Origin of the sequence: Pedobacter changchengzhani, assembly GCF_004354365.1 — a bacterium.
Lineage (GTDB): Bacteria > Bacteroidota > Bacteroidia > Sphingobacteriales > Sphingobacteriaceae > Pedobacter > Pedobacter changchengzhani.
The window spans coordinates 22,934-44,582 of sequence record NZ_SJCY01000012.1 but is presented as its reverse complement, the minus strand read 5'-3'; the positions used below and the strand labels follow the sequence as shown (position 1 = coordinate 44,582).

Sequence of the window (21,649 nt, the reverse complement as noted above, 5' to 3'; positions counted from 1 at the left end):
TAAAGCAAATTTTATGTTCAAATCGTTTAGTGGAATAGTTTACCTCTCTTTTTTAAGTGTTTTTTGTATGGCACAGCAAGTGCGGCCTGCTAAATCATCCGAAATTTTCAGGGATATTAAAACACTCCAGCACATACCGAAAGTATTGTACATTGCCGCACATCCTGATGATGAAAATACTGGTTTGCTATCTTGGTTGGTGAATGATAAAAATGTAGAAACAGCTTACTTATCGCTTACCCGTGGCGATGGTGGGCAAAATCTTTTAGGTACAGAACAAGGTGCAGCGCTTGGTTTAATTAGAACACACGAGCTTTTGGAAGCCAGAAAGTTGGATGGTGCAAAGCAGTTTTTTACGAGGGCAATTGATTTTGGTTTCTCAAAAAATACAGATGATACTTTTAAGCAATGGGATGTTGATAGCTTAACCGCCGATGTAGTTTGGGTAATCCGCAAATTTCGCCCCGATGTTATTATATGTCGCTTTCCACCAACAGCTGCTGCCGGTCATGGTCAACATGCAGCTTCGGCAGTTGTGGCAGAAAAAGCGTTTAAGTTAGCTGCCGATAAAAACTCATTTCCCAGTCAATTAAAATATGTAAGTGTTTGGCAACCTAAGCGTTTGTTATGGAATACTTTTAGGTTCGGCTCGGTAAATACAACGGCAGAAAATCAGTTTAAAATTACTGTTGGCCAATACGATCCGCAATTGGGGATGGGTTATGGCGAGTTAGCCGGATTGAGCAGGAGTTTGCATAAAAGTCAAGGTGCGGGTACACCTTCCACCCCTGGAATTAAAACTGAATATTTTACACTCGTTGCAGGCCAACCCATAAAAAATTCGCTATTTGATGGAGTAGATACAATTTGGACGAAAAAAGGATTACCCCAGCTGGATGTAATGCTTAATAAAATTGTATCGAATTTTAATTTTAATCGACCTGATTTAAGTTTACCCTCACTATTTGAGGTAAGAGAAAAAGTTAATCAAATTGAAGATGCAAATCTTCGTAATGATAAACTTAAGTGCCTAAATAATATTATTTTAAGCTGTGCGGGTTTTATGGGCGAAGTGGTTACCAATCAACCTGAGGCGGTTGCCGGAGGTGAGTATAATTTCAAGTTAAATCTAATTTCCAGAACTAAAAATCCGATTGTTTTGGAAAGTATAAATTGGTTAAACGAAAAGGAAATATCAAACTTTAAACTGGCCGATGATTCTTTGTTTACTTTAACGCACAATATCACAATTCCTACCAACGCAACTTTAACTGAGCCTTATTGGTTATCAAAGGGAGCTAAAAATGCCGCAACTTTTAGTGTGCCCAACGATACTTTAATTGGCTTGCCCGAAATGGAATCGCCGTTAATGGTTAAACTGTCGCTAAAAGTGGGTTCACAACAATTGGAGGTTAATCTTCCTTTATCCTACAAAAAATTAGATCCTGTTAAAGGTGATATTGTAGAACAACTGCGCATAGTACCGGCGGTAGAAATTGGATTTGCAGAGTCTGTTTATTTTGCAACTGATGATAAAGATTTACTAGTCAGCCTTCGTTTAAAATCAAATAGCGATGTAAGTAATGGAAAAATTTTATTGAAATTTGGAGATGGGGTATCAACATCAGCTTCGTTGGATCACATTAGTTTAAAAGCCAACGAGGTTACCAATGTTAATGTGCCAATAACTAAATCGATGCTTGCAAATCTTAAATTAAAAAGAATAATTGCTGCGGCTTATTTTGAAGTGAATAATCAAACATTTAGCAAAACACAACATTTAATTCAATATCCACATTTACCAGTTTTACAGTATTTTACAGCTGCAACAACATTTATTTTAAAGGATGATATTAAAATTACAGCAAAAAAAATCGGCTATATTGCTGGTGCTGGCGATCTTATCCCTGAATTTTTGACCCAGGCAGGTTTGCAGGTTGATGTTCTGAGCGAAGCTGATATATTGAGCCCAAATAAATTGGCTTCTTATGATGCCGTTGTAACTGGCGTGAGGGTTATCAATACCGAAAAAAGAATTAAAAATTGGCAAACAGCACTCTGTTCTTACGTAGAAAATGGCGGTACAATTGTAATGCAGTACAATACTACGCAAGATATGGCCTTGCAAAATTTCGGTATTTATCCATTTAATATTGCCAATAAACGGGTAACTGAAGAAAATTCGGAAGTAAAAATAGTTAATCCAAATAACCGCCTTTTAGATTATCCAAATAAAATTACTGCTGCTGATTTTGAAGGTTGGATACAGGAACGTGGCGCTTATTTCCCTGATACGTGGGATAAACGCTACGAAACGCTTTTCGAAATGCACGATACTGGAGAAGCACCACTTTTGGGTTCAACTTTATATGCAAAATATGGAAAAGGAAATTTTATTTATACGCCATTAGCTTTTTTCAGACAATTACCCGTGGCCAATGTAGGTGCTGCAAGGTTATTTTTTAATTTTTTATCCGCAGGGAAATAAATGAAGAATATTTTTAAAAGTTGGACGGGTTGGTACATTTTGCTAGGATTAATCTTAGTTGCACAAATTGTTTTTTATTACTTATTCACTAAATACTGGGCATGAGTAATTTTGATTGGTGTGTACTTATTTTTACGCTTTTTGCAGTTGTTTCTTACGGTGTTTACATCGGCCGAGGCCAAAAAAGTAACGAGTCGTATTTAAAAGCAGATAATAAAATGCCATGGTACATTGTGCTTTTGGGCATTATGGCAACCCAAGCCAGTGCAATTACATTTTTATCGGCACCCGGACAAGCCTACACCGATGGAATGCGTTTTGTGCAGTATTATTTTGGGTTGCCATTGGCGATGATTGTAATCTGTATCACCTTTATCCCGATTTTTCAAAGGTTAAATGTTTACACCGCTTATGAATATTTAGAACAACGGTTTGATAAAAAAACCCGTGTTTTAACTTCCTTACTTTTTCTGTTTTCCAGAGGATTATCAACCGGAATTAGCATTTACGCACCGAGTATTATTTTATCAAGTGTTTTAAACTGGAACATTTATTTAACCAATATTTTAACAGGAGGAATTCTTTTAATTTACACCTATGTTGGTGGGGCAAAGGCTATTGCACATACGCAAAAGCTTCAGTTTATTATAATTTTAGGCACAATGGCGTTTGCTGGTTATCTATTAATTCAAAATATGCCCAATGGAATCGGTTTTAAAGATGCGCTTTATTTGGCGGGCAAATCTGGCAAGCTAAATGTAATTACAACGGAGTTTAATTGGAAAGATAAATACAATATTTGGAGTGGTTTAATTGGCGGGTTTTTTCTGGCGTTATCTTATTTCGGTACCGATCAAAGTCAGGTGGGTAGATACATTACCGCTAAAGACAATACAAATGCAAAAACTGGCTTACTTTTAAATGGGTTAGTTAAAATACCAATGCAGTTTGCAATTTTGCTCATCGGCGCTTTACTTTTTGCGTTCTTTTCTTTAAAACCAGCACCAATTTATTTCAACGAAAGATCTTATCAACACTTAAAGGCGACACAACCAAATATTGCTGCGGGCTTTGAGAAAGAACATGAAACTTTACAGTTGAAATTTAACCAGCAATCAAAACAAATTTTGTTAGAAAAAGATGAACATGCTGCTGATTTAGATAATACCATTGCCGATTTTAAAAGTACACAAAAACAAGTTGCCACTTTACACACAAAAGTGGAAGAAGCCATAAACAAATCGGATTTTAATGCCGAAAAAACTGATACCAATTACATTTTTTTATATTTTGTAAAAAGTACGCTTCCCGCTGGGATGATTGGATTGTTGTTTGCCGTAATTTTTCTTGCAAGTTGGGGTTCTATTTCTGCTGCGCTAAATTCTTTAGCTGCATGCTCTTTAAAAGATGTTCATTTAATATTTAGCAAAAATAAACCTGATGATGCAACCGAGTTAAAATACAGTCGGCTCCATACACTTGCTTGGGGAATTTTTTCTATTGGGGTAGCCATGTTCGCCACACAAATGGGTTCGCTTATTGAGGCCGTAAATGTATTGGGATCTTTGTTTTATGGGCCAATATTGGGTATATTTTTAGTTGCATTTTATCTTAAAAAAATAAAAGGGCCTGTGGTGTTTTTTGCAGCAATTTTATCAGAAATTTTGGTTATCGCCGTTTATAAATTCAATATAGTGTCATTTCTTTGGTTAAATGTGATTGGAGCGTTTGCAGTGATACTCTTTTCACTCATAGGTATTCTGTTTTATCGTTCTAAAGCTTTAAATTCGTATAATTGAAAATAGCTAAACTTGGTTTTTGGTTTTGTTAGTAAATTTGATAACGTATAAGCAATTCTTTGTTGTTTAAAAATTCTAATTATATGGATGCACCTAATAGAGTTAATGCCGTATATGATCGCGGAAATAAAAAAATAGAAATAACGTTAGATCTCCTGTACTGGATAGATGATGATATTCATTTCTATTATTCAGCGGCGTTAGATTTAACCGGTTACGGGGAGAGTGAAGATGAAGCTCGTAGTTCTTTTCAAACTACACTGAATGCATTTGTTGATTATACAGATAATAACAAAACTGTTTTTGCTGAGTTAGAAAGATTGGGCTGGACAACAAATAAAACGAAAAAACGCATTAATCCTCCTAGTGAGGAAGATATGTTGTTAGACAATGATACCTACAAACAATTATTGGAGCGACCGGATATTGTACACAGTGAAACAAATTTCGGCTTTGCGCTGATCTAACATGACGATTCGCCAATTGAAGAATATCTCTGTTGCGCAGTTTGAGTCTTTTTTAGAATTAGCACAGTGTGTGTTCGTTCGGAAGAAAGGAGGTCATTCAATTTATTCAAGGTGTGATTGTAATAGACCAATAGTGTTTCAGAATCACATTCAACCTGTACCGGAGTTTATCTTAAAAAATAATCTTCGAGTTCTTAGCTATTCTAAAGACGATTTTTTTAACATACTAGAAGGGTTGGAGATTGTTGAAAGGGAAGGAGATATTTTTAAATTTCAGATAAAAGATAAATAAACAAATTATATAATTAAAAACAGATAAAATATACAATATGAAAACAATGATCAAATCTATCGCTTTACTTTCTACAGCAATTTGTATTACAGTTAGCGCAATGGCACAAGATGCTGCAAAACCAAAACCAAGTCCGGCAGAAGTTGCAACAGGTGTAATAAACAAAGCAACAATCACCATCAATTATAGCAGTCCGGCAGTAAAAGGACGAGTAATTTGGGGCGGACTTGAAAAATACGATGTAGTTTGGCGCGCTGGTGCAAATGATGCGACAACTTTCGAAACCAGTAAAGACATCAAAGTGCAAGGGAAAACGTTGCCTGCAGGTAAATATAGTTTCTTTTTAATTCCTAGAGAGAGTGGAACATGGACTGCAATATTTAACAAAGAGCCTAAACAATGGGGTGCTTACAAATATGAAGAAGCAAAAGATCAATTAAGAGTTGATGTTAAAACAAAAGCTTTGGCACAAACTCAAGAAAGATTAGTTTACAAAATAAACAAAAATGATTTTGCTTTAGAATGGGATAAAATTTCTGTTCCTGTGATGGTAAAGTAAGCTGATTTGGTTAGATTCGTTTCTGAAATTGGTACCTAAATAAACCTTAAAGGGTGTTTTAACATTGTTAAAACACCCTTTAATTTTCCATTAATCTGTTTTAAAAGTTTAACGCTAATCTCAGAATAGCCAAATCTTTACAATTAGAAAGTTTAAAAAAAAAATCTCAAAGAAAAAGGAAATTTGAGTATAAAAATAAATGTCTCAATTTTATAAATATATTTGGTTTAGAATTTTCTAATCGTTAAATCTCTCCTAAATCTCAATTTTAAACTAATGAATAAATTCGAAAGCCGTTACGCGCAAAGTCCGAAAGAAGTTAAACAAATGGATACCGCCACGTTGCGGGAAAATTTTTTAATTGAAAATATTTTTGAAGCGAACGAAGTAAATTTAACCTTATCTCATTTTGATAGATATATTGTTGGCGGTGCAATGCCTGTTGATGGAAAATTAGACTTACCTAATCCCAGCGATTTAAAAGCGAATTACTTTTTAGAACGCAGAGAGTTGGGTATTATATGTGTTGGGGGTAAGGCAATTGTTACTGCAGATGGTCAAAAATTTGAGCTAGACTATAAAGAAGCCTTGTATATTGGTAGAGGAACGAAAGCGGTTTCATTCGAATCGGTAGATAAGAACCAGCCTGCAAAATTGTATATTAATTCTGCACCAGCGCACAAAGCTTATCCTGCTAAAAAGGTGAGTAAAGCTGAGGCAGAAATTGTAGAGATGGGTTCGCCAGAAACTGCTAATCATAGAATAATTAATAAGCTATTGGTAAACAGCGTGCTACAAACTTGCCAGTTGCAAATGGGTATGACCGAACTAAAATCGGGCAGTGTATGGAATACCATGCCAGCACACACCCATGATAGAAGGATGGAAGCTTACTTTTATTTTGAAGTACCAAAAGGGCAAAGCATTTGCCATTTTATGGGCGAGCCACAAGAAACTAGGCATGTTTGGATGCAGAATAACGAAGCGGTAATTTCTCCAAATTGGTCTATCCATGCTGGCGCAGGAACAAGTAATTATACCTTTATTTGGGGCATGGCCGGCGAAAACCTCGATTATGGCGACATGGATCATTGCGCAATAACGGAATTGAGGTAAAATTTTCATTTTTTATTGAGTTTTTTTCTCGAAAATAATATTAGAGAAAATGTTTAATGGGATTAAAATCACGGTTATTTAAATCAAGTAAAATGTTAAATATGTTTAATTTGGCAGGTAAAACTGCTTTAGTTACAGGCTGTAAACGAGGAATCGGGATGGGAATGGCAATTGCCCTTGCCGAGGCTGGTGCAGATATTATTGGCGTTTCAGCCAGTTTAGAGCTTCAAAATAGCGCTATTGAAAAGGAAGTTTTAGCCTTAGGTAGAAAATTTTATGCTTACCAATGTGATTTTAGTAATCGAGAATCTACATTGGCTTTTGTAGCACAAGTAAAAACTAATCACCCTGTAATCGATATTTTGGTAAATAATGCGGGCACAATTTTGCGCCAGCCAATTGCAACGCATTCTGATGAATATTGGGATGAAGTAATCGCAGTAAACCAAACTGCACCTTTTATTTTAACTAGAGAAATTGGGAGAGATATGATTGCCAGAGGATCGGGTAAAGTAATTTTTACGGCCTCTTTATTGTCTTTTCAAGGTGGAATTACCGTGCCAGGTTATGCGGCAAGTAAAGGTGCCATTGCATCGTTAACCAAGGCATTTGCAAATGAGTGGGCGAGTAAAGGTGTAAACGTAAATGCAATTGCTCCCGGCTATATTGCTACTGATAATACTTCGGCGTTAAGAGAAGATCAGGAAAGAAGTTCCTCAATTTTAGCTCGTATTCCTGCTGGAAGATGGGGAACCCCCGATGATTTTAAAGGTCCAACATTGTTCTTAGCATCGGCAGCAAGCGATTATGTGCATGGAACAATTTTAACCGTTGATGGCGGTTGGATGGGAAGATAGTTTTAAGTCTGAAGTCAGCTGTCGGAAGTCCGAAGTTTGGATTAAACTATTTGAACCTTAAATCTCGAAATTAGGACAGTTAGAACTCACTATACGTTTTATTCTTGGGCTTCTGAACTCTGTATTAGTAAAGGTTATAAATCTCCTTAATATCTTTCAAAATTTTATCGAAGTCAATTTTTAAATCAATTAACTTACCCGTGTGCATATCAAAAACCCAACCATGAACGGTTAAACCGCGTTCGGAAATAGCCTGTTGAACCGCTGCGGTTTTGAGTAAGTTAATACATTGTTCTTGTACATTTAGTTCAACTAATCTGTCATAACGTTTGCCTTCATTGTCAATTGCGTTCAATTCGTCTTTGTGTATTCTATATACATCGCGAATATTTCTCAACCACGGGTTTAGTATGCCAAGATCTGCAGGTTGCATTGCGGCCTTAACACCCCCGCAATTGTAGTGGCCACAAACTACGATGTGATTTACACTTAAGTGGCGTACGGCATAGTTCAAAACGGTCATCACACTCAAATCTACATTGTTAACCAAATTCGCAATATTGCGGTGAATAAATGCTTGTCCCGGCTGTATTCCCATTAAATCTTCTGCGGTAACCCTACTATCAGAACAACCAATGTATAAAAACTCAGGATTTTGACCTTTGGCTAAATCGGTAAAATAATCTTTATCAATAGAAAGCTTATTTTCAATCCATTTCTCGTTATTTTTAAATACATCTGATACATTCATTCGTTGTAAATTTTTGGGAATCGTTTTATATTACTCAAAATTAAAAAAATGAACTTTATTCTGGTATAAAATCGAATAAAGATTTTCGATCAAATTTATGTTGATTTTAATTTCGACATTGTTTAAATTTAGTTACTTTTGCGGAAGACAATCGCTTCGTTAATAAGTTCTGCTTTTAGTATTGTTGAAAAGAACTATTACAGATTGATAATTGAATTTTTAAATATTGATTATTGTAAAATTGGGGGATTAGCTCATTTGGCTAGAGCGCTTCGCTGGCAGTGAAGAGGTGATCGGTTCGAATCCGATATTCTCCACCAATAATTATTAAACATTAAATGGAAACGTGTCAATAACATTTCCATTTAATGTTTAAATTGTCGAGTGTTTAAGGATACAGTCGATAAGTCATACTACTCAATTTCGCCAATAAAAAAAAGTAAGTTATAAACTGCTAATAGCTTTTCAAATTATGGATTTAAGTAATTTGGTTCGCGCTTGCAATCGCTAATTTGATACGAACAAAGCGATTTTAGACACCATTTTATCCGTAAAATTAATTGAAGTGATGTAAATTTTTTCGCTTACCACCTGAATACTTCTAACATCCATTTGGGCATTAAAAAAACCTTCAGCATAAATCTCTTCACTCACCCCAGACACTTTCATAATTTTTGCAGTGCCACTGCTTCCTGTAGCGGTATAAAAAATATTACCTTTTAGGTCAAAATCCATCAAATTAGGTAACATAGCAAACTGTTTAACACCAAGCGTAATCTTATTTGTAGTATTATTAATAATGAAAGTAGAGTACAGAAATTTGCCGCTAAATGCGGTATGATTATCAACTTCATAACAAAATAGTACAGTTGTTTTCAAATCTTCTGACGTCTTTGCTAAGTATGGAATCTCTGGCACTACGCTACCTACATAAAAAGGTGGCACGCCCGATATGGCTACTGAATCTACAGGCACGGTTTCCCTGCCTACCTTTTTAAATAAATAGGCCTTCGACTCTGTAAATCCAAAAGCGCTGGAGCCTCCACTTTTGTCCGTTGGAAAACTCATACCGCCATGGAATAGCCTGTGGAAGTTATGAGCTTTCCCATAGCTCCAAAAAGTCATGCTTACCCCTGCAATTGCAACAGCTTTATTTTCGCGAACCTCATAAGCACCTATTGCCGTTGTGATGTCTTGCATATTCGTTTTTATGTTTCCGGCGTAATGTAGTGTCGGAATTTCGTTTGCATAAAACGTTGCTTTAATCGCCGTCCCATCGTAGCCACCATATTCGGCAGCCTTAACATCACCCTCAACGCCAAACTTGGCATCACCACTTCTATATGCACGGTAAATTTTATTTGTGTAGGGTACAAAACCAAACTTATCTTCAAGCCCTCGGTCGTAGCCATTGTATTTTATACTTCCACCAACAGAGGTCAAATCCCCATCTCCAATTGGTTCACCTGTAGCTGCATCCAAATTTTTACGATACAGTATTGCGCCTTTACCGTACGGATTGTTCCGAGAGAATAGCCAATGTAATTGATTATCTGTGGTGTACGAGATATCGATGCTCGACATAAATGATATGCCACCACCGTTATTTTCTGCATAACTAGTTAAATATTTAAAGCCTTTATTGGGATTAAAATTAGGTACCTCTGCTAATTTAACCTTCTCCGCAGTCGTTATTTTTTCTTTTTTGCACGAAAATAGAAACGTTACTATTATAAATACGAGCGCATGTTTAAGTTTCATAATTTTTTTCTTCAAATCTATCGCAAAATAGCTAATGGTGAAATACCGTAAAATGGGTATTTTTACCAAACAATTATTTGAAAAGGTCAATTCGACGGAAATATGTTTGTAAGTTTATGAATTGGTCTGCCCTAGTAATCTATCAAATACATGTCGATCATCACAGTTTGGAATTTCCTCAAAAATTCAAACAAATTTAGAAGTGTTGGCTTAACAATTGTTGCCTTGTCGGAAGAATTTATCTCTCGGCTGGTGTCGTGCCCCGCCGAAAATTAATAACACCAACCATTAGCTAAAAATAATAACTAAAGGCCAGATTTAATTATTCTGTAAAATTTGCCTCTCGAATATAAACGAGCTGATTCTGATTTAAGCCAAAATTTCTTTTAAAAAAAGAGATTGTCTTTTTGAGACAGTCGCTAATCTTGATGTACTTTTGACACAGCAATCTATTTAACGAGCAACATTGCTTCGCCACGCACGCAATGAAGAGCGATCTATTTCACCGTAATTTCATCAAAGAAAGTGTGCGCTAAACCTCCAGCACCTTCATGCCAAGCAGGTAGTACGCCATAGTTTTTAGCGATAATCTTAATATACCTGCAATCACCATTTATTTTAGTGCCTAACTCCTTAATTTGAATGGTGTAATCATTTGCCTCTGTTGGCGACTTCACTGTGGCAACTAATTTAAAATTCATGTCATCACCAGCGGTATAAAACTCAGTTTCTGGCGGAAAAATGATCCAAGCCTGCGTATCTTGTAAAGCGCCGATACTCACAGCATTTACTTTTTGTAATTTCCCTAAATCTAGTACAGCTTCAAAATCTTTACCCCAAACGCCTTGCCAACGGTTACCCACTCTCCAGTTCATCGCACCTCTCACACCATCAATTAAAGCATCATTTCCTCCTCCAGTAAAACTTTTATTAATGTCGCTATTGATTGTTATGGTGTAATTATTAGTAATTTTCTGATAAATCGCAGTGCTAACATAACTTGTTTTAAAACCGCTTTTGTAAGCAATTGCTTTAATTGTCAAACCATTATTAATTTCAAATTCTCCAGCATATTTTTTAGATTTTTCATTTGGTTCAGTCCCATCTAAAGTGTAATAGATCTCGGTTTCTGGTAGGGCAGATGTGATATTTACCATGGCTTTATCCTTAAATGTTTCTTGCGGTCCATCTATAATCGGATTGGGAACAATCAGGCTTTCCGTAATTTTCATTACCGGTTTTTGTAAACTATTTAAGTATTTTAAATCCGGCGTAGCCGATAAAGTAAAGTTTAAATTACCACCATTTGCCAAATCTTCATAATTGATAAAAAGCTTTTGATACTGCTTTCCATTCAATTTAATGCCTTGTATGTAGTAATTTGATTGATTTTTAGCAGGCGCATTAATCACTATTTTTTTACCGTTTTCTAAATTAACAGTCATTTTCTTAAACCAAGGCGTACCGATATTGTACATGTTATTACCTGGCGAAACGGGATAAATTCCCATTGCACTCATTACCAACCACGCACTCATTTGTCCGCAATCTTCATTTCCAGATAATCCATCAGGTTGATCATGATATTGCTCATTCATTATTTTATTGATGTAAAACTGCGTTTTCTCTGGATGCGAGGTAAAATTAAATAGATAGGCGATATGATGACTGGGTTCATTTCCGTGTGCATATTGGCCAATTAAACCTGTAATATCACTTTGATCGCGACCTGTTAAACCAAGTTTTGTAGTAAACAATTCATCTAGTTTGGATTGATATATTTTATCGCCACCCATTAAATCAATATGTGCATTTACATCCTGTTGGGTGCTAAAAGAATAATGCCAAGAATTTCCTTCCGTATAATTATTATTTACTTCTGTTGCATCGAAAGGTTTCCACCATCCGCCATTATTTCTGGCGCGAATGTGTTGTGTTGTTGGGTCATAAACATTTTTCCAGTTTTGAGCCCTTGTAATGTAAGTTTGATAATCTTCTGTTGCGCCAATCATTTTTGCGAACTGCGCAATGCACCAATCGTCGTAAGCATATTCTACCGTTTTAGATGCGCTGTCATGATCCATATCTGCCATTACCGCACCATTTTTAGCATAATCAGAAATTCCAAATTGCTTTCTATTCACGGCATGTTTCATTGCTTCTAAAGCCAGTTTTGTATCAAAACCTCTAATTCCTTTGGCGTATGCATCGGTAATTACTGGTATCGCATGATTGCCAATCATACAAAAAGTTTCTTCATTTGCTAAAGGCCAAATTGGTAATAATCCACCTTGCTGGTGCATGGCTAAAAAGGTCTTAATAAAGTCGAGTGTTCTTTTTTTATCAATTAGCGCTAGCAGTGGGTTTTCTGTTCTGTAGGTATCCCAAAGCGAGAAAACCGTGTAGTATTCAAAGTCTTTTGCAGTGTGAATTTTATTGTCTAACCCGCGATATTTACCATCAACATCCATATATAAATTTGGATTGAGTAAGCTGTGGTAAAGCGCAGTGTAAAAAGTAGTTAGCTGTTTTTTATTGGTACTTTCTGCATCAATTTTTGCCAGTTCGTTATTCCACGCTAATTTTGCTTTCGATAAAGTTTTAGCGAAGTTAAAGCCATCTCTTTCACTGTTCAAGTTTTTTAAGGCCCCTAAATCATCTACCGCAGAAATGGCAACTTGTGCTAAAATGCTTTCTTGCTCGGTCGTTTCGAATTGAATGTATAATTTGATGTTTTTTCCTTTGGCTTTTTTTATTCCAGTTTGCAAAACATCATCCACCGCAATACCATAACTTTTAAAGGGCTTATTGTAACGAACATGGAAATACAATTCTTGTCCTTTTGCCCAAGCGCTAGATTTACGATAACCTTTAATTTCTCTGTCGTTTACAATTTCTACCCAACTTTCTAAAACTTTATCACGGTGTTTTAAATCGATAATGATATTTGCTTGGTTCGTTTTTGGAAAAGTAAACCTGTATAAACCAGCACGTTTAGTTGTGGTAATTTCTGCATTAACTTTATATTTATCTAAAAAAGTACGGTAATAACCCGGACTAGCTTTTTCGTTTTTCTTTTGGAAAGGCGAGGCGTATTCTTTGTTTATAAATTGGGGTTTACCTGTTGTAGGCATGAATAGAAAATCGCAGTAATCTTCAATACCGGTTCCGCTTAGGTGTGTTTGAGAAAATCCGTAAATGATACTGTCGGTATAATGATAACCCGAACAGCCGTCCCATCCATCTAAACGTGTATCTGGCCCGGGTTGGATCATTCCAAAAGGCAAAGCTGGGCCAGGGTAAGTGTGCCCATGACCGCCTGTACCTATAAAAGGATTTACGTATGCGGTGTAGTCTTTTTTAGATTGTGCAGACGAAACGTTTACAAAAAGGAGTAAGGTGATAATAATTTTATTAATCCTCATCAAATTAATTTTAATAGGTTAAAAGAAGTTGAAAGCTAGTTTTTTAATGAAATTTGTTGTGCCATTTTTTTTACTAAATCCTCTGACGTTTGTTCGTATTGATACTCATCGTTGGCATTTTCTATCTCGTTATTGCTGGTAGCCATTTTTGTTGTTGAATTTTTGAATTTCATTTTGCTCAACACTTTTACTCGTGCGGAAGAGTGAAAAACAAAGGCGCCAGTTTTTGTTGCGATTTCTAAAATATTTTGAGGATTAATTCCTGCTCCGGGCATAATTTGTATTCTACCGTCAGCTTGATTTACTAACCTGTTCAAAACTTTAATTCCTTTGTGTGCATTTTCGGCTCCGCCAGAACTGAGCACTCTCACAAATCCCAATTCAATTAGAGTTTCTAAAGCTTTTGGTAAATCATTGCTCATATCAAACGCCCGATGAAATGCCACGGGCATAGGTTTAGCCAATTCGATTAATTCCGCACATCGTTCTTTGTCAATTTCTCCATCCGATGTCAAAATCCCAAAAACTATACCCCCGCACTTTAAAATTTTACATATTTTGATGTCTTCCTTCATAATTTCGAATTCATCATTGTTGTATAAAAAATCTCCGCCTCGCGGACGAATGATTGGCCAAACTTCAATCTTCAAATTTTCAACAGCGCGTTTAATTTGAGCATAACTTGGTGTAGTTCCACCATCGGCCATGTTCTCGCAAAGTTCTACCCTAATTGCACCACCGTTTTGCGCCGCAATTGCGGATGAGTAGGAGTTTGCACAAATTTCTAACCCCATAATTTCTAAAGTTGGCTTTACCTTTCTTTCGTTCATATAGTATGTTTTGAAGGTTGATATTTGCGTTTTGCTGTTCCCCTTTAGGGGATTTAGGCGGCTAATAGTAACTTTTTCCTTTAATTACCAAATCTTGCTGCTTACTATCGCAGACTGCATAGCTGAAACCTTGTTGAATGGCATAAGCGCCATATTCTCCTTTTTTATTCATCGCCAAAAAACCAACTTGAATATTTTTAGCTGTTTCTGGCTTCTTTTTGATGATGCGCATCACTGCTTCCTTACACGCATTTTCTGGTGAAAAACCCTGTCGCATTAATTCTACAACTAAAAATGATCCCACTGTTCTTACCACTTCTTCGCCAACACCAGTTGAAGTTGCGCCACCAACCTCGTTATCTATAAATAAACCAGCACCAATAATCGGACTATCGCCAACACGACCATGGAGTTTGTAAGCCATGCCACTAGTTGTACATGCGCCAGAAAGGTTTCCTTTTGCATCCATGGCAATCATGCCAATTGTATCGTGGTTATATTGATTGCCGGGCAGTTTTTGGGGTGCAACTTTATCATAAAGCTGATTTTCAATATTCATTACAGGCTCATATTTGGCAGTCTTTAGCCATTCTTTCCATGCTTTTTCACTGGCGGGAGTTAAAAGATTTTCTTTCTTAAATCCTTGTTCTAAAGCAAATTGCAAAGCACCATCGCCCGCTAACATGACGTGAGGTGTGAGTTCCATCACTTTGCGCGCGACAGAAATTGGATGCATAATATGTTCTAATGCCAACACAGCACCAATATTTCCGTTTTCGTCCATTATGCAGGCGTCGAGAGTAACTTTGCCATCACGATCTGGTAAACCGCCATAACCAATGGATTGATTTTTTTCATCAGCTTCTGGTACCCGAACACCCTGTTCAACAGCATCTAAAGCGTTGCCGTTTTTAATGAGCACTTTCCAAGCATCCGCGTTAGCTGCCACGCCAAAATCCCAAGTAGAAATTACGATTGGTTTATTAACGGTGGTATTAGTTATGAATGATGCTTCGCGAGCGATACTTGTTTTATCAATTGCAATTAATGCTGTAGATAATGCGGTAGCTTTTATAAATTTTCTTCTGTTAAACATTTTTAGTTGGGAATGTTAGGGGATTTAAAATTTAGAAGAGTAAAATATGGTTAGAATTCCTTAGCATTTGGTTTTACTTACAATATCTAGTTCAGTTAAAAATTATCAACATCGTTAATAAATGGAAATTTTTCTGCGAATTTTTTCCAACTATTGATATTATTTTATCAATTTTAATGTGAATTCTGTACCTCATTCATCACTAATTTCGTCATCGCTAACACGTTGAAAAATACGAACCTTTACAAGGTAATAATTTAAATTTAGTCTCTTTTAAGTTGTGCGAAAAAAATTTCTTTTGCGCTGAAAAAATAAAAATAGATTAGCTTTTTTAAGCAATATTGAAAGTGAGAATATAAAACGTAATTAGAAAACTCATTAGCTAAAAATGTATGCGATATTGGTGATTAAGATATGTCTCTTCATAAATAGAGAAGGATTTTAAACTTTATAAACTTTAACTGATAATCTTGAGCTATTAGCATTTAGTTAAATGATATAATTCACTTATTTTGTCTACTTAATTAGTATTGGACTAATTGGGTAATCTCATTGCTAAATAGACTGTATGCCAAATGTAGACGTCATTGTGACTTGAAATCAGGAGTTTTAAATTAATTTATTAACGGTGTCCGATAAAAAAGAAACCGATAAATTTTGGTTTTTGATTCTGCCTGTGGTCTTTGTTGTCACTGCACAATTTAAATTAGATGACTTTAAAGATGGATGATAAAGCAAACCCTAAGCGGGATACAAACTCCACTTTAAAAATATATTTCTATCTCACACAAAACTTTCTACCTCATAAAATTATATTAGTATGAAGGTTTTTTAATCTTTTATTTTTATTTTTGTGTCATGCAAAATGATAAAAGTAAAATATTTGAAAGTGTTGCGCAACGCTTAAAAAGTGAGGGTTTTAATGTCGTAAATACAGATGAAGCCAGACCTTGGGGCGGTTTCTTCGTAATTGATGAGGAACAAGCACAACAGTTTGCCAATACTTATTTTGATGGATTAGATGTAGAAAGCCTAAAAATTGGTGGTAAACTTAGTCCGAAAATTTTAGTTGTTGCACCAAATAAGCGTTTATCGTGGCAATACCATCACCGTCGCGCCGAAATTTGGCAAGTGGTAACAGGAACTGTTGGCATTATAACAAGTGAAACAGATGTGGAAGGTGAATTAAAGAAATACACACCAAAGCAACAAGTCAAATTGCACCAAGGCGAACGTCATCGTTTAGTTGGTTTAGATGATTGGGGCGTTGTGGCCGAAATTTGGCAACATACCGATGCTTCAAACCCTTCTGACGAAAGCGATATTGTTAGGGTACAAGACGATTTTGGTAGATAAGAATATTTTAAATCCTGCGTATTAAAACTATGCAGGATTTATGATGCCCTTTAAAGCAAATATTTCATTACAATAATTAGCGCTCAAAAAAACTGAACGATACTAATTTTCGTTTCTTACAGCTTACAATCATTCATGATCATACTTATCTTCTTCCTTTGCCATTGGTTTTTATCGTTATTTAGCCAAACTTTTTTTCTGCACCGTTATTCATCTCATAAGATGTTTAAAATGGAGCCTTTTTGGGAAAAATTCTTTTATCTAATCTTGCTGTTCTCTCAGGGTTCATCATTTTTAAACCCTCGTGCGTATGCAATTTTGCACCGTATGCACCATGCTTATAGCGATACGGAGAAAGATCCGCATTCGCCACATTTTTTTAAGGATGTGTTTGGAATGATGATCGCCACCAAAAATATGTATATGGATTATTTGCACTTTAAAATACAGCCAGAGGCTGCTTTTCAAGGTAATTATCCAGAATGGCCTTTAGTTGATAAAATTGGTAATTCGTGGTTATGGAGGATTAGTTGTGGTTTATTTTATATTGGTTTTTACGTAATTTTCGCCAACCATTGGTGGTTATTTTTATTGCTGCCAATACATTTTTTAATGGGTCCGTTACATGGCGCAATTGTAAATTGGTGTGGTCATAAATACGGTTATTCAAATCATGATAATGCCGACCATAGCAAAAACTCATTGCCGTGGGATTTTTTATTAATGGGTGAGTTGTTTCAAAATAATCATCATAAAAAACCAAATAGTCCAAATTTTGCATCGAAATGGTGGGAGTTTGATCCAACTTATCCTGTGATGAAAATATTGCATTGGGTACGCATCATTAAAATAAGGAAAGTTTAATCGCCCACAATATTATTAAAGTTTAGTACTCATTCGAGTTTGTTCGGATTAGGTGTTAAACTGGTTTTTTGCTGGCTATATCTTAAGCATACGTGTTAATTATTTCAAAATTAGCACGTATTTGGCTTTTATCTAACTCCAAATTTTCTCAATTTCTTTTCCGCCGGCGTGAACAAATACTTTTTAATTTTGTTATTTGGCGCTAAGTGTGTATAACACCCACTATTTTATGGTGTTACTTATATTATTTTGGTAATAATTATATTGATAATATAAAATTTACGAATAAAATATTAGACATTTGCGCACCAATATTATTTAAGCAAAAATTATTATAAATGCTGTAACAATAGGTGTGTTTTGCTAACTAACAATAAATAAAAAATACATGAAAAAAATCTTACTCTCATTATCTATACTTTTCGTATTTATGAGTGCTAAAGCCCAGTTTTCTACGGGTATGGGTGCAAAAAAAGCCTCAGTTTTGGGTAGAATTACAGCGACTGTTTTGGATTCGATTACCAAAGGCCCGATCGATTATGCAACTATCTCTCTAATATCTACAAAAACCAACAAATCGGTTAATGGCGCGGTAACAGATAGCAAGGGAAAGCTTTCGATACAAAACGTTGCGCCGGATACCTATAAAATGCTGATTGGTTTTTTAGGTTATCAAACGAAAACAGTTATGATAACTACAACGCCAGAGAAGCCTGATATTTCTTTGGGAAACGTTTACATTTTCTCAACTGCAAAAAAACTGGAAGATGTACAGGTTACCGGGACAAAAGCTTTGATTGAAAATAAGGTAGATAGAATGGTTTACAATGCCGAAGCGGATGGTACAAATGCTGGCGGAGACGCAACAGATGTAATGAGAAAAGTACCAATGCTTTCAGTAGATGCTAGTGGCGATGTACAGCTTCGTGGTGCTGCGGTTCGTGTTTTAATTAATGGTAAACCATCGGGAACAATGGCTGCGAGTGTTTCAGATGCACTAAAAATGATTCCGGCAGAGCAAATTAAATCTGTTGAAGTGATTACCAGTCCATCGGCAAAATACGATGCGGAAGGTTCTGGCGGTATCATCAACATCATTACAAAAAAATCTAATGCCCAAGGTGTTAGCGGTAGTGTAAATGCGAGCGCGGGTACCAGACAAAATAATGGTGCTTTTAATTTAACTGCCAAAACTGGTCGGTTAAGTGTAAATACAAGTTTAGGTGCAAATGTTGCTTACGCTCAAAATTCTAAAACCGAATTTGTAACCAATACAACCTACTTAAACGGAACTACAGATAATATTACCCAAAGTGGCTATTCTAAGTGGGGCAGAAGTGGGTACAACGGTAGTTTTGGTGTAGATTACGATTTTAATGCTTACAACAATATTAGCTCTAATGTAAAGGCTAGTCGATTTTCAAATGGTGGGCCAGGCGCATCTGATTATGTTAGAAATAACATACCAGCAACAACCATTACGTTTATGGATATGACCCGTAACAATTTGGATTGGAATGTGGATTATAAAAAAACAACCAAAAAAGAGGGTGAAGAATTTACAATATCCGGCCAGTTATCTACGGGCAGAACGCCAACTGTTTTTAGCAATATTTCAACTTCGCCTCAATTTCCAAACGGAAAATTTTTAGGCAGTGAAAATACCGCTAAAAATAATGAATATACTGGGCAAACCGATTATACCTATCCTTTCTCTAAAACCACAATTTTAGAAGTTGGTGCCAAAGGGATTTTTAGAAATGTGAAAAGCCAGTATGGTAATTTGCAAGGCGATTTTGATTACAACCAAGATGTTGCAGCCGGTTACGGTGTTATTGCTTTCGATTTAACAAAGAAGATAAAATTTAAAGGCGGGGTTAGGGCAGAATACACTTCAATAGATTTTAATACACAAACAAGTGGTATAGAAAAAAATAACTACTTCAACTTATTTCCTAGTTTAATTGTTTCAGAATCCCTTGCAAAAGGTGGTACGATTAAATTTAGTTACAATAGAAGGGTGCAAAGGCCTAGCGAAAACTTTTTAAATCCCTTTAGAAATGAAAGTAATCAATTTAATGTGATGCAGGGTAACCCTCAATTAAATCCAGAACTTTCTCACAATTTAGAATTAGGATACAGTACGTTTATAAAAGGATCAGTGATTAATGCATCGCTGTTTTATCGTTCTACCGGTGGCGTTATAGAAAGTGCCATAAGTACACTTGTGGAGAATGATACAACGAAGGTTTTATCGTCATATATAAATGTTGGGCGCGCGCAAACTTATGGTTTAAACTTGTTTGCATCTTACAACCCAAAACCTAAATGGACTTTAATGGGTAATTTTTCTGCAAATACTTACGAGGTTACCAATACCATAAGCAACTTAAGTACAGGAACTTTTCTAAATTATAGTATTTTCGGCCGGTCGGCCTATGGGTTTGGTAAAGGTTACAACTTCGAATTATTTGGGGTAGCAACTTCTGCAAGAAGAACATTTCAAGGTAAAACCGATCCTTTCTATTTCTATGGTGCATCATTTAAAAAGGATCTTTTTAAGAAAAAAGGCAGTATTGGCATAAATACCTTAAACCCTTTTACTAAAGATTTACATATAAAAACAGTAAATAATTCCACAAGTGCAGTGAGTACTATTTTCCAAAGTACCAATATTTATTACCCATTGCGTTCATTCGGTATTAATTTTAGCTACAGTTTTGGTAAGCTTAAATTTACCGACAAAAGTAAAATTAAAAATGACGACAGTAAACAAGGCGATCAACAACCCGGCAATAATATGGGCGGAATGGGCAACTAGGTAATACTATTTTCTTTTTAAAAGCTTGTTTGTCTTATGGATGAACAAGCTTTTTTGTTTTCTGAACATTTAAAATTGTATAATTTGACCAAAGCGCGATTTAAAACAGTTAAAGGAATTTTTAATTTCATTTATAGCGTGGGTATGGCGCAATTAAACACGGTAAATTAATTATTTGTAATTATCTACTCAAATTAACCACGTATGCGCAAAGGAATGTTAATTTTGTGCAAAATAATTTATTGCACATGTCTTTTTTAAATGAACTATTTGCCGAACTTAATAACGACGATAGAGAACTACTTCAAGAGCGTTTGGATATTGTTGAGCATAAAATTAAATTCATGGATAAAATTCCAGTAGCGTGTTTAAACCTCGATAATACTACGAATTACCATTTATCCGAAGAGATTTTGCTTGCTGGCGGAATGAACGAACCAGATATTTTAAACGCCGTTTATATTGTTTACCATCAAGAAGGTAAAACTTTAATTGATTTGATGAGGGAAGTTCCGACGTTGTTAAATCCCGATTGGCAGGCAGTTAAAAACAACAGAATAATTTTACTGAGCGATAGTGACGGGCTAGAGCGAAATGCACAGCGTGTAATTAATATGGTTGAAGACATAGCGGAAATGATCCATCCGGGATATTTTATTTTTGGTGGTGAGGGTGATAAGTGGATTAGATTTTCGTTGTAAACTAAATTTATATCTCAATTATAATTCATGATCAAATTCATCCACCCAACAGAAGTTTTGCCTCTTAGAAGTTTGGTTTTACGCAACGGGAAAGCGTTCAATCAATGTGTTTTTAATGGCGATACAGACTTTAATACCTTTCATTTAGGCTATATCGTAAACGGACAAATTAAATGCATTGCTAGTTTTATGCCCACTTCAAATCTTCCCACAGAAGATAAAGTTTGGCAGTTGAGAGGAATGGCTACCCACCCTGATTTTAGTGGCAAAGGATATGGAAAAGCGCTCGTCAATTTCTCCATAGATCACGCAAAGCAAAAAAATATCGATTATTTGTGGTGCAATGCTAGGGCTTCGGCTGTTCCATTTTACCAAAAATTGGGATTTTTAATTGATTCTGAAGAATTTCAAATTCCAGATATCGGTTCACATTTTAAAATGAAATTAAACTTAAAATAACAATATA

Annotated in this window: 16 protein-coding genes and 1 tRNA gene; 12 read left to right on the top strand and 5 right to left on the bottom strand. The window is 35.7% G+C overall.

From position 1 onward, the window contains the following. The first annotated feature begins 13 nt into the window (after positions 1-13). The 6 genes from EZJ43_RS14780 (at position 14) to EZJ43_RS14750 (ending at position 7,578) form a co-directional block, all read left to right on the top strand. Positions 14-2,488, top strand: a complete 2,475-nt coding sequence (locus EZJ43_RS14780; protein ID WP_133263490.1) for a PIG-L family deacetylase — start codon at positions 14-16, stop codon at positions 2,486-2,488. A gap of 101 nt (positions 2,489-2,589) precedes the next feature. Continuing rightward, a complete protein-coding gene (locus EZJ43_RS14775; protein ID WP_133263489.1) occupies positions 2,590-4,287 on the top strand; it encodes a sodium:solute symporter in 1,698 nt (565 codons plus the stop codon). Positions 4,288-4,370: 83 nt separating this feature from the next. Continuing rightward, complete coding sequence (locus EZJ43_RS14770; RefSeq protein ID WP_133263488.1) at positions 4,371-4,754, top strand: hypothetical protein; 384 nt, start codon at positions 4,371-4,373, stop codon at positions 4,752-4,754. Between the two features lie 329 nt (positions 4,755-5,083). Next, positions 5,084-5,605 (top strand): DUF2911 domain-containing protein, encoded by a 522-nt coding sequence (locus tag EZJ43_RS14760; protein WP_133263487.1) that lies wholly within the window; start codon positions 5,084-5,086, stop codon positions 5,603-5,605. Between the two features lie 276 nt (positions 5,606-5,881). Beyond that, positions 5,882-6,721, top strand: a complete 840-nt coding sequence (kduI, locus tag EZJ43_RS14755) for a 5-dehydro-4-deoxy-D-glucuronate isomerase (RefSeq protein ID WP_133263486.1) — start codon at positions 5,882-5,884, stop codon at positions 6,719-6,721. 92 nt (positions 6,722-6,813) lie between these two features. Further along, complete coding sequence (locus EZJ43_RS14750; protein WP_133263485.1) at positions 6,814-7,578, top strand: SDR family NAD(P)-dependent oxidoreductase; 765 nt, start codon at positions 6,814-6,816, stop codon at positions 7,576-7,578. Between the two features lie 124 nt (positions 7,579-7,702). Here the strand turns inward: EZJ43_RS14750 and EZJ43_RS14745 are convergent, their stop codons facing one another. Continuing rightward, positions 7,703-8,329, bottom strand: coding sequence for a carbonic anhydrase (locus tag EZJ43_RS14745; protein WP_133263484.1), 627 nt, complete (start codon positions 8,327-8,329; stop codon positions 7,703-7,705). A 243-nt stretch (positions 8,330-8,572) separates the two neighbouring features. On the opposite strand from EZJ43_RS14745, the gene EZJ43_RS14740 reads away from it, so the two are divergent. Further along, positions 8,573-8,649, top strand: a tRNA-Ala gene (locus EZJ43_RS14740). A 187-nt stretch (positions 8,650-8,836) separates the two neighbouring features. Here the strand turns inward: EZJ43_RS14740 and EZJ43_RS14735 are convergent. The 4 genes from EZJ43_RS14735 to EZJ43_RS14720 all read right to left on the bottom strand — a co-directional run bounded on the left by EZJ43_RS14735 (position 8,837) and on the right by EZJ43_RS14720 (position 15,441). After that, entirely contained in the window at positions 8,837-10,090 is a 1,254-nt protein-coding gene (locus EZJ43_RS14735) for a hypothetical protein (protein ID WP_133263483.1), read from the bottom strand. 497 nt (positions 10,091-10,587) lie between these two features. Further along, positions 10,588-13,515, bottom strand: coding sequence for a GH92 family glycosyl hydrolase (locus tag EZJ43_RS14730; RefSeq protein ID WP_133263482.1), 2,928 nt, complete (start codon positions 13,513-13,515; stop codon positions 10,588-10,590). Between the two features lie 35 nt (positions 13,516-13,550). Then, on the bottom strand, positions 13,551-14,345 hold the full coding sequence (locus tag EZJ43_RS14725; RefSeq protein WP_243718107.1) for a copper homeostasis protein CutC: 795 nt from the start codon (positions 14,343-14,345) through the stop codon (positions 13,551-13,553). 61 nt (positions 14,346-14,406) lie between these two features. Continuing rightward, positions 14,407-15,441 carry a N(4)-(beta-N-acetylglucosaminyl)-L-asparaginase gene (locus EZJ43_RS14720; protein WP_133263481.1) on the bottom strand — a complete coding sequence of 345 codons (1,035 nt, stop codon included), beginning with the start codon at positions 15,439-15,441 and terminating at the stop codon, positions 14,407-14,409. Positions 15,442-16,299: 858 nt separating this feature from the next. Between EZJ43_RS14720 and EZJ43_RS14715 the strand changes: the two genes are divergently transcribed. From EZJ43_RS14715 to EZJ43_RS14695, 5 genes are all read left to right on the top strand, one after another. Beyond that, a complete protein-coding gene (locus tag EZJ43_RS14715; protein ID WP_133263480.1) occupies positions 16,300-16,797 on the top strand; it encodes a cupin domain-containing protein in 498 nt (165 codons plus the stop codon). Between the two features lie 135 nt (positions 16,798-16,932). Beyond that, on the top strand, positions 16,933-17,661 hold the full coding sequence (locus EZJ43_RS14710; protein ID WP_133263479.1) for an acyl-CoA desaturase: 729 nt from the start codon (positions 16,933-16,935) through the stop codon (positions 17,659-17,661). 388 nt (positions 17,662-18,049) lie between these two features. Then, on the top strand, positions 18,050-20,482 hold the full coding sequence (locus EZJ43_RS14705) for a TonB-dependent receptor domain-containing protein (protein ID WP_133263478.1): 2,433 nt from the start codon (positions 18,050-18,052) through the stop codon (positions 20,480-20,482). A 248-nt stretch (positions 20,483-20,730) separates the two neighbouring features. Continuing rightward, a complete protein-coding gene (locus tag EZJ43_RS14700; RefSeq protein ID WP_133263477.1) occupies positions 20,731-21,183 on the top strand; it encodes a substrate-binding domain-containing protein in 453 nt (150 codons plus the stop codon). A gap of 27 nt (positions 21,184-21,210) precedes the next feature. Next, positions 21,211-21,642: a GNAT family N-acetyltransferase gene (locus EZJ43_RS14695; RefSeq protein WP_133263476.1), complete on the top strand. Its 432-nt coding sequence runs from the start codon at positions 21,211-21,213 to the stop codon at positions 21,640-21,642. The last annotated feature ends 7 nt before the right edge of the window (positions 21,643-21,649 follow it).

Coding starts and splice junctions, on each gene's coding strand:
- EZJ43_RS14780 (WP_133263490.1), top strand. CDS start 14: ATGTTCAAATCGTTTAGTGGAATAGTTTACCTCTCTTTTTTAAGTGTT.
- EZJ43_RS14775 (WP_133263489.1), top strand. CDS start 2,590: ATGAGTAATTTTGATTGGTGTGTACTTATTTTTACGCTTTTTGCAGTT.
- EZJ43_RS14770 (WP_133263488.1), top strand. CDS start 4,371: ATGGATGCACCTAATAGAGTTAATGCCGTATATGATCGCGGAAATAAA.
- EZJ43_RS14760 (WP_133263487.1), top strand. CDS start 5,084: ATGAAAACAATGATCAAATCTATCGCTTTACTTTCTACAGCAATTTGT.
- kduI (WP_133263486.1), top strand. CDS start 5,882: ATGAATAAATTCGAAAGCCGTTACGCGCAAAGTCCGAAAGAAGTTAAA.
- EZJ43_RS14750 (WP_133263485.1), top strand. CDS start 6,814: ATGTTAAATATGTTTAATTTGGCAGGTAAAACTGCTTTAGTTACAGGC.
- EZJ43_RS14745 (WP_133263484.1), bottom strand. CDS start 8,329: ATGAATGTATCAGATGTATTTAAAAATAACGAGAAATGGATTGAAAAT.
- EZJ43_RS14735 (WP_133263483.1), bottom strand. CDS start 10,090: ATGAAACTTAAACATGCGCTCGTATTTATAATAGTAACGTTTCTATTT.
- EZJ43_RS14730 (WP_133263482.1), bottom strand. CDS start 13,515: ATGAGGATTAATAAAATTATTATCACCTTACTCCTTTTTGTAAACGTT.
- EZJ43_RS14725 (WP_243718107.1), bottom strand. CDS start 14,345: ATGAACGAAAGAAAGGTAAAGCCAACTTTAGAAATTATGGGGTTAGAA.
- EZJ43_RS14720 (WP_133263481.1), bottom strand. CDS start 15,441: ATGTTTAACAGAAGAAAATTTATAAAAGCTACCGCATTATCTACAGCA.
- EZJ43_RS14715 (WP_133263480.1), top strand. CDS start 16,300: ATGCAAAATGATAAAAGTAAAATATTTGAAAGTGTTGCGCAACGCTTA.
- EZJ43_RS14710 (WP_133263479.1), top strand. CDS start 16,933: ATGATCATACTTATCTTCTTCCTTTGCCATTGGTTTTTATCGTTATTT.
- EZJ43_RS14705 (WP_133263478.1), top strand. CDS start 18,050: ATGAAAAAAATCTTACTCTCATTATCTATACTTTTCGTATTTATGAGT.
- EZJ43_RS14700 (WP_133263477.1), top strand. CDS start 20,731: ATGTCTTTTTTAAATGAACTATTTGCCGAACTTAATAACGACGATAGA.
- EZJ43_RS14695 (WP_133263476.1), top strand. CDS start 21,211: ATGATCAAATTCATCCACCCAACAGAAGTTTTGCCTCTTAGAAGTTTG.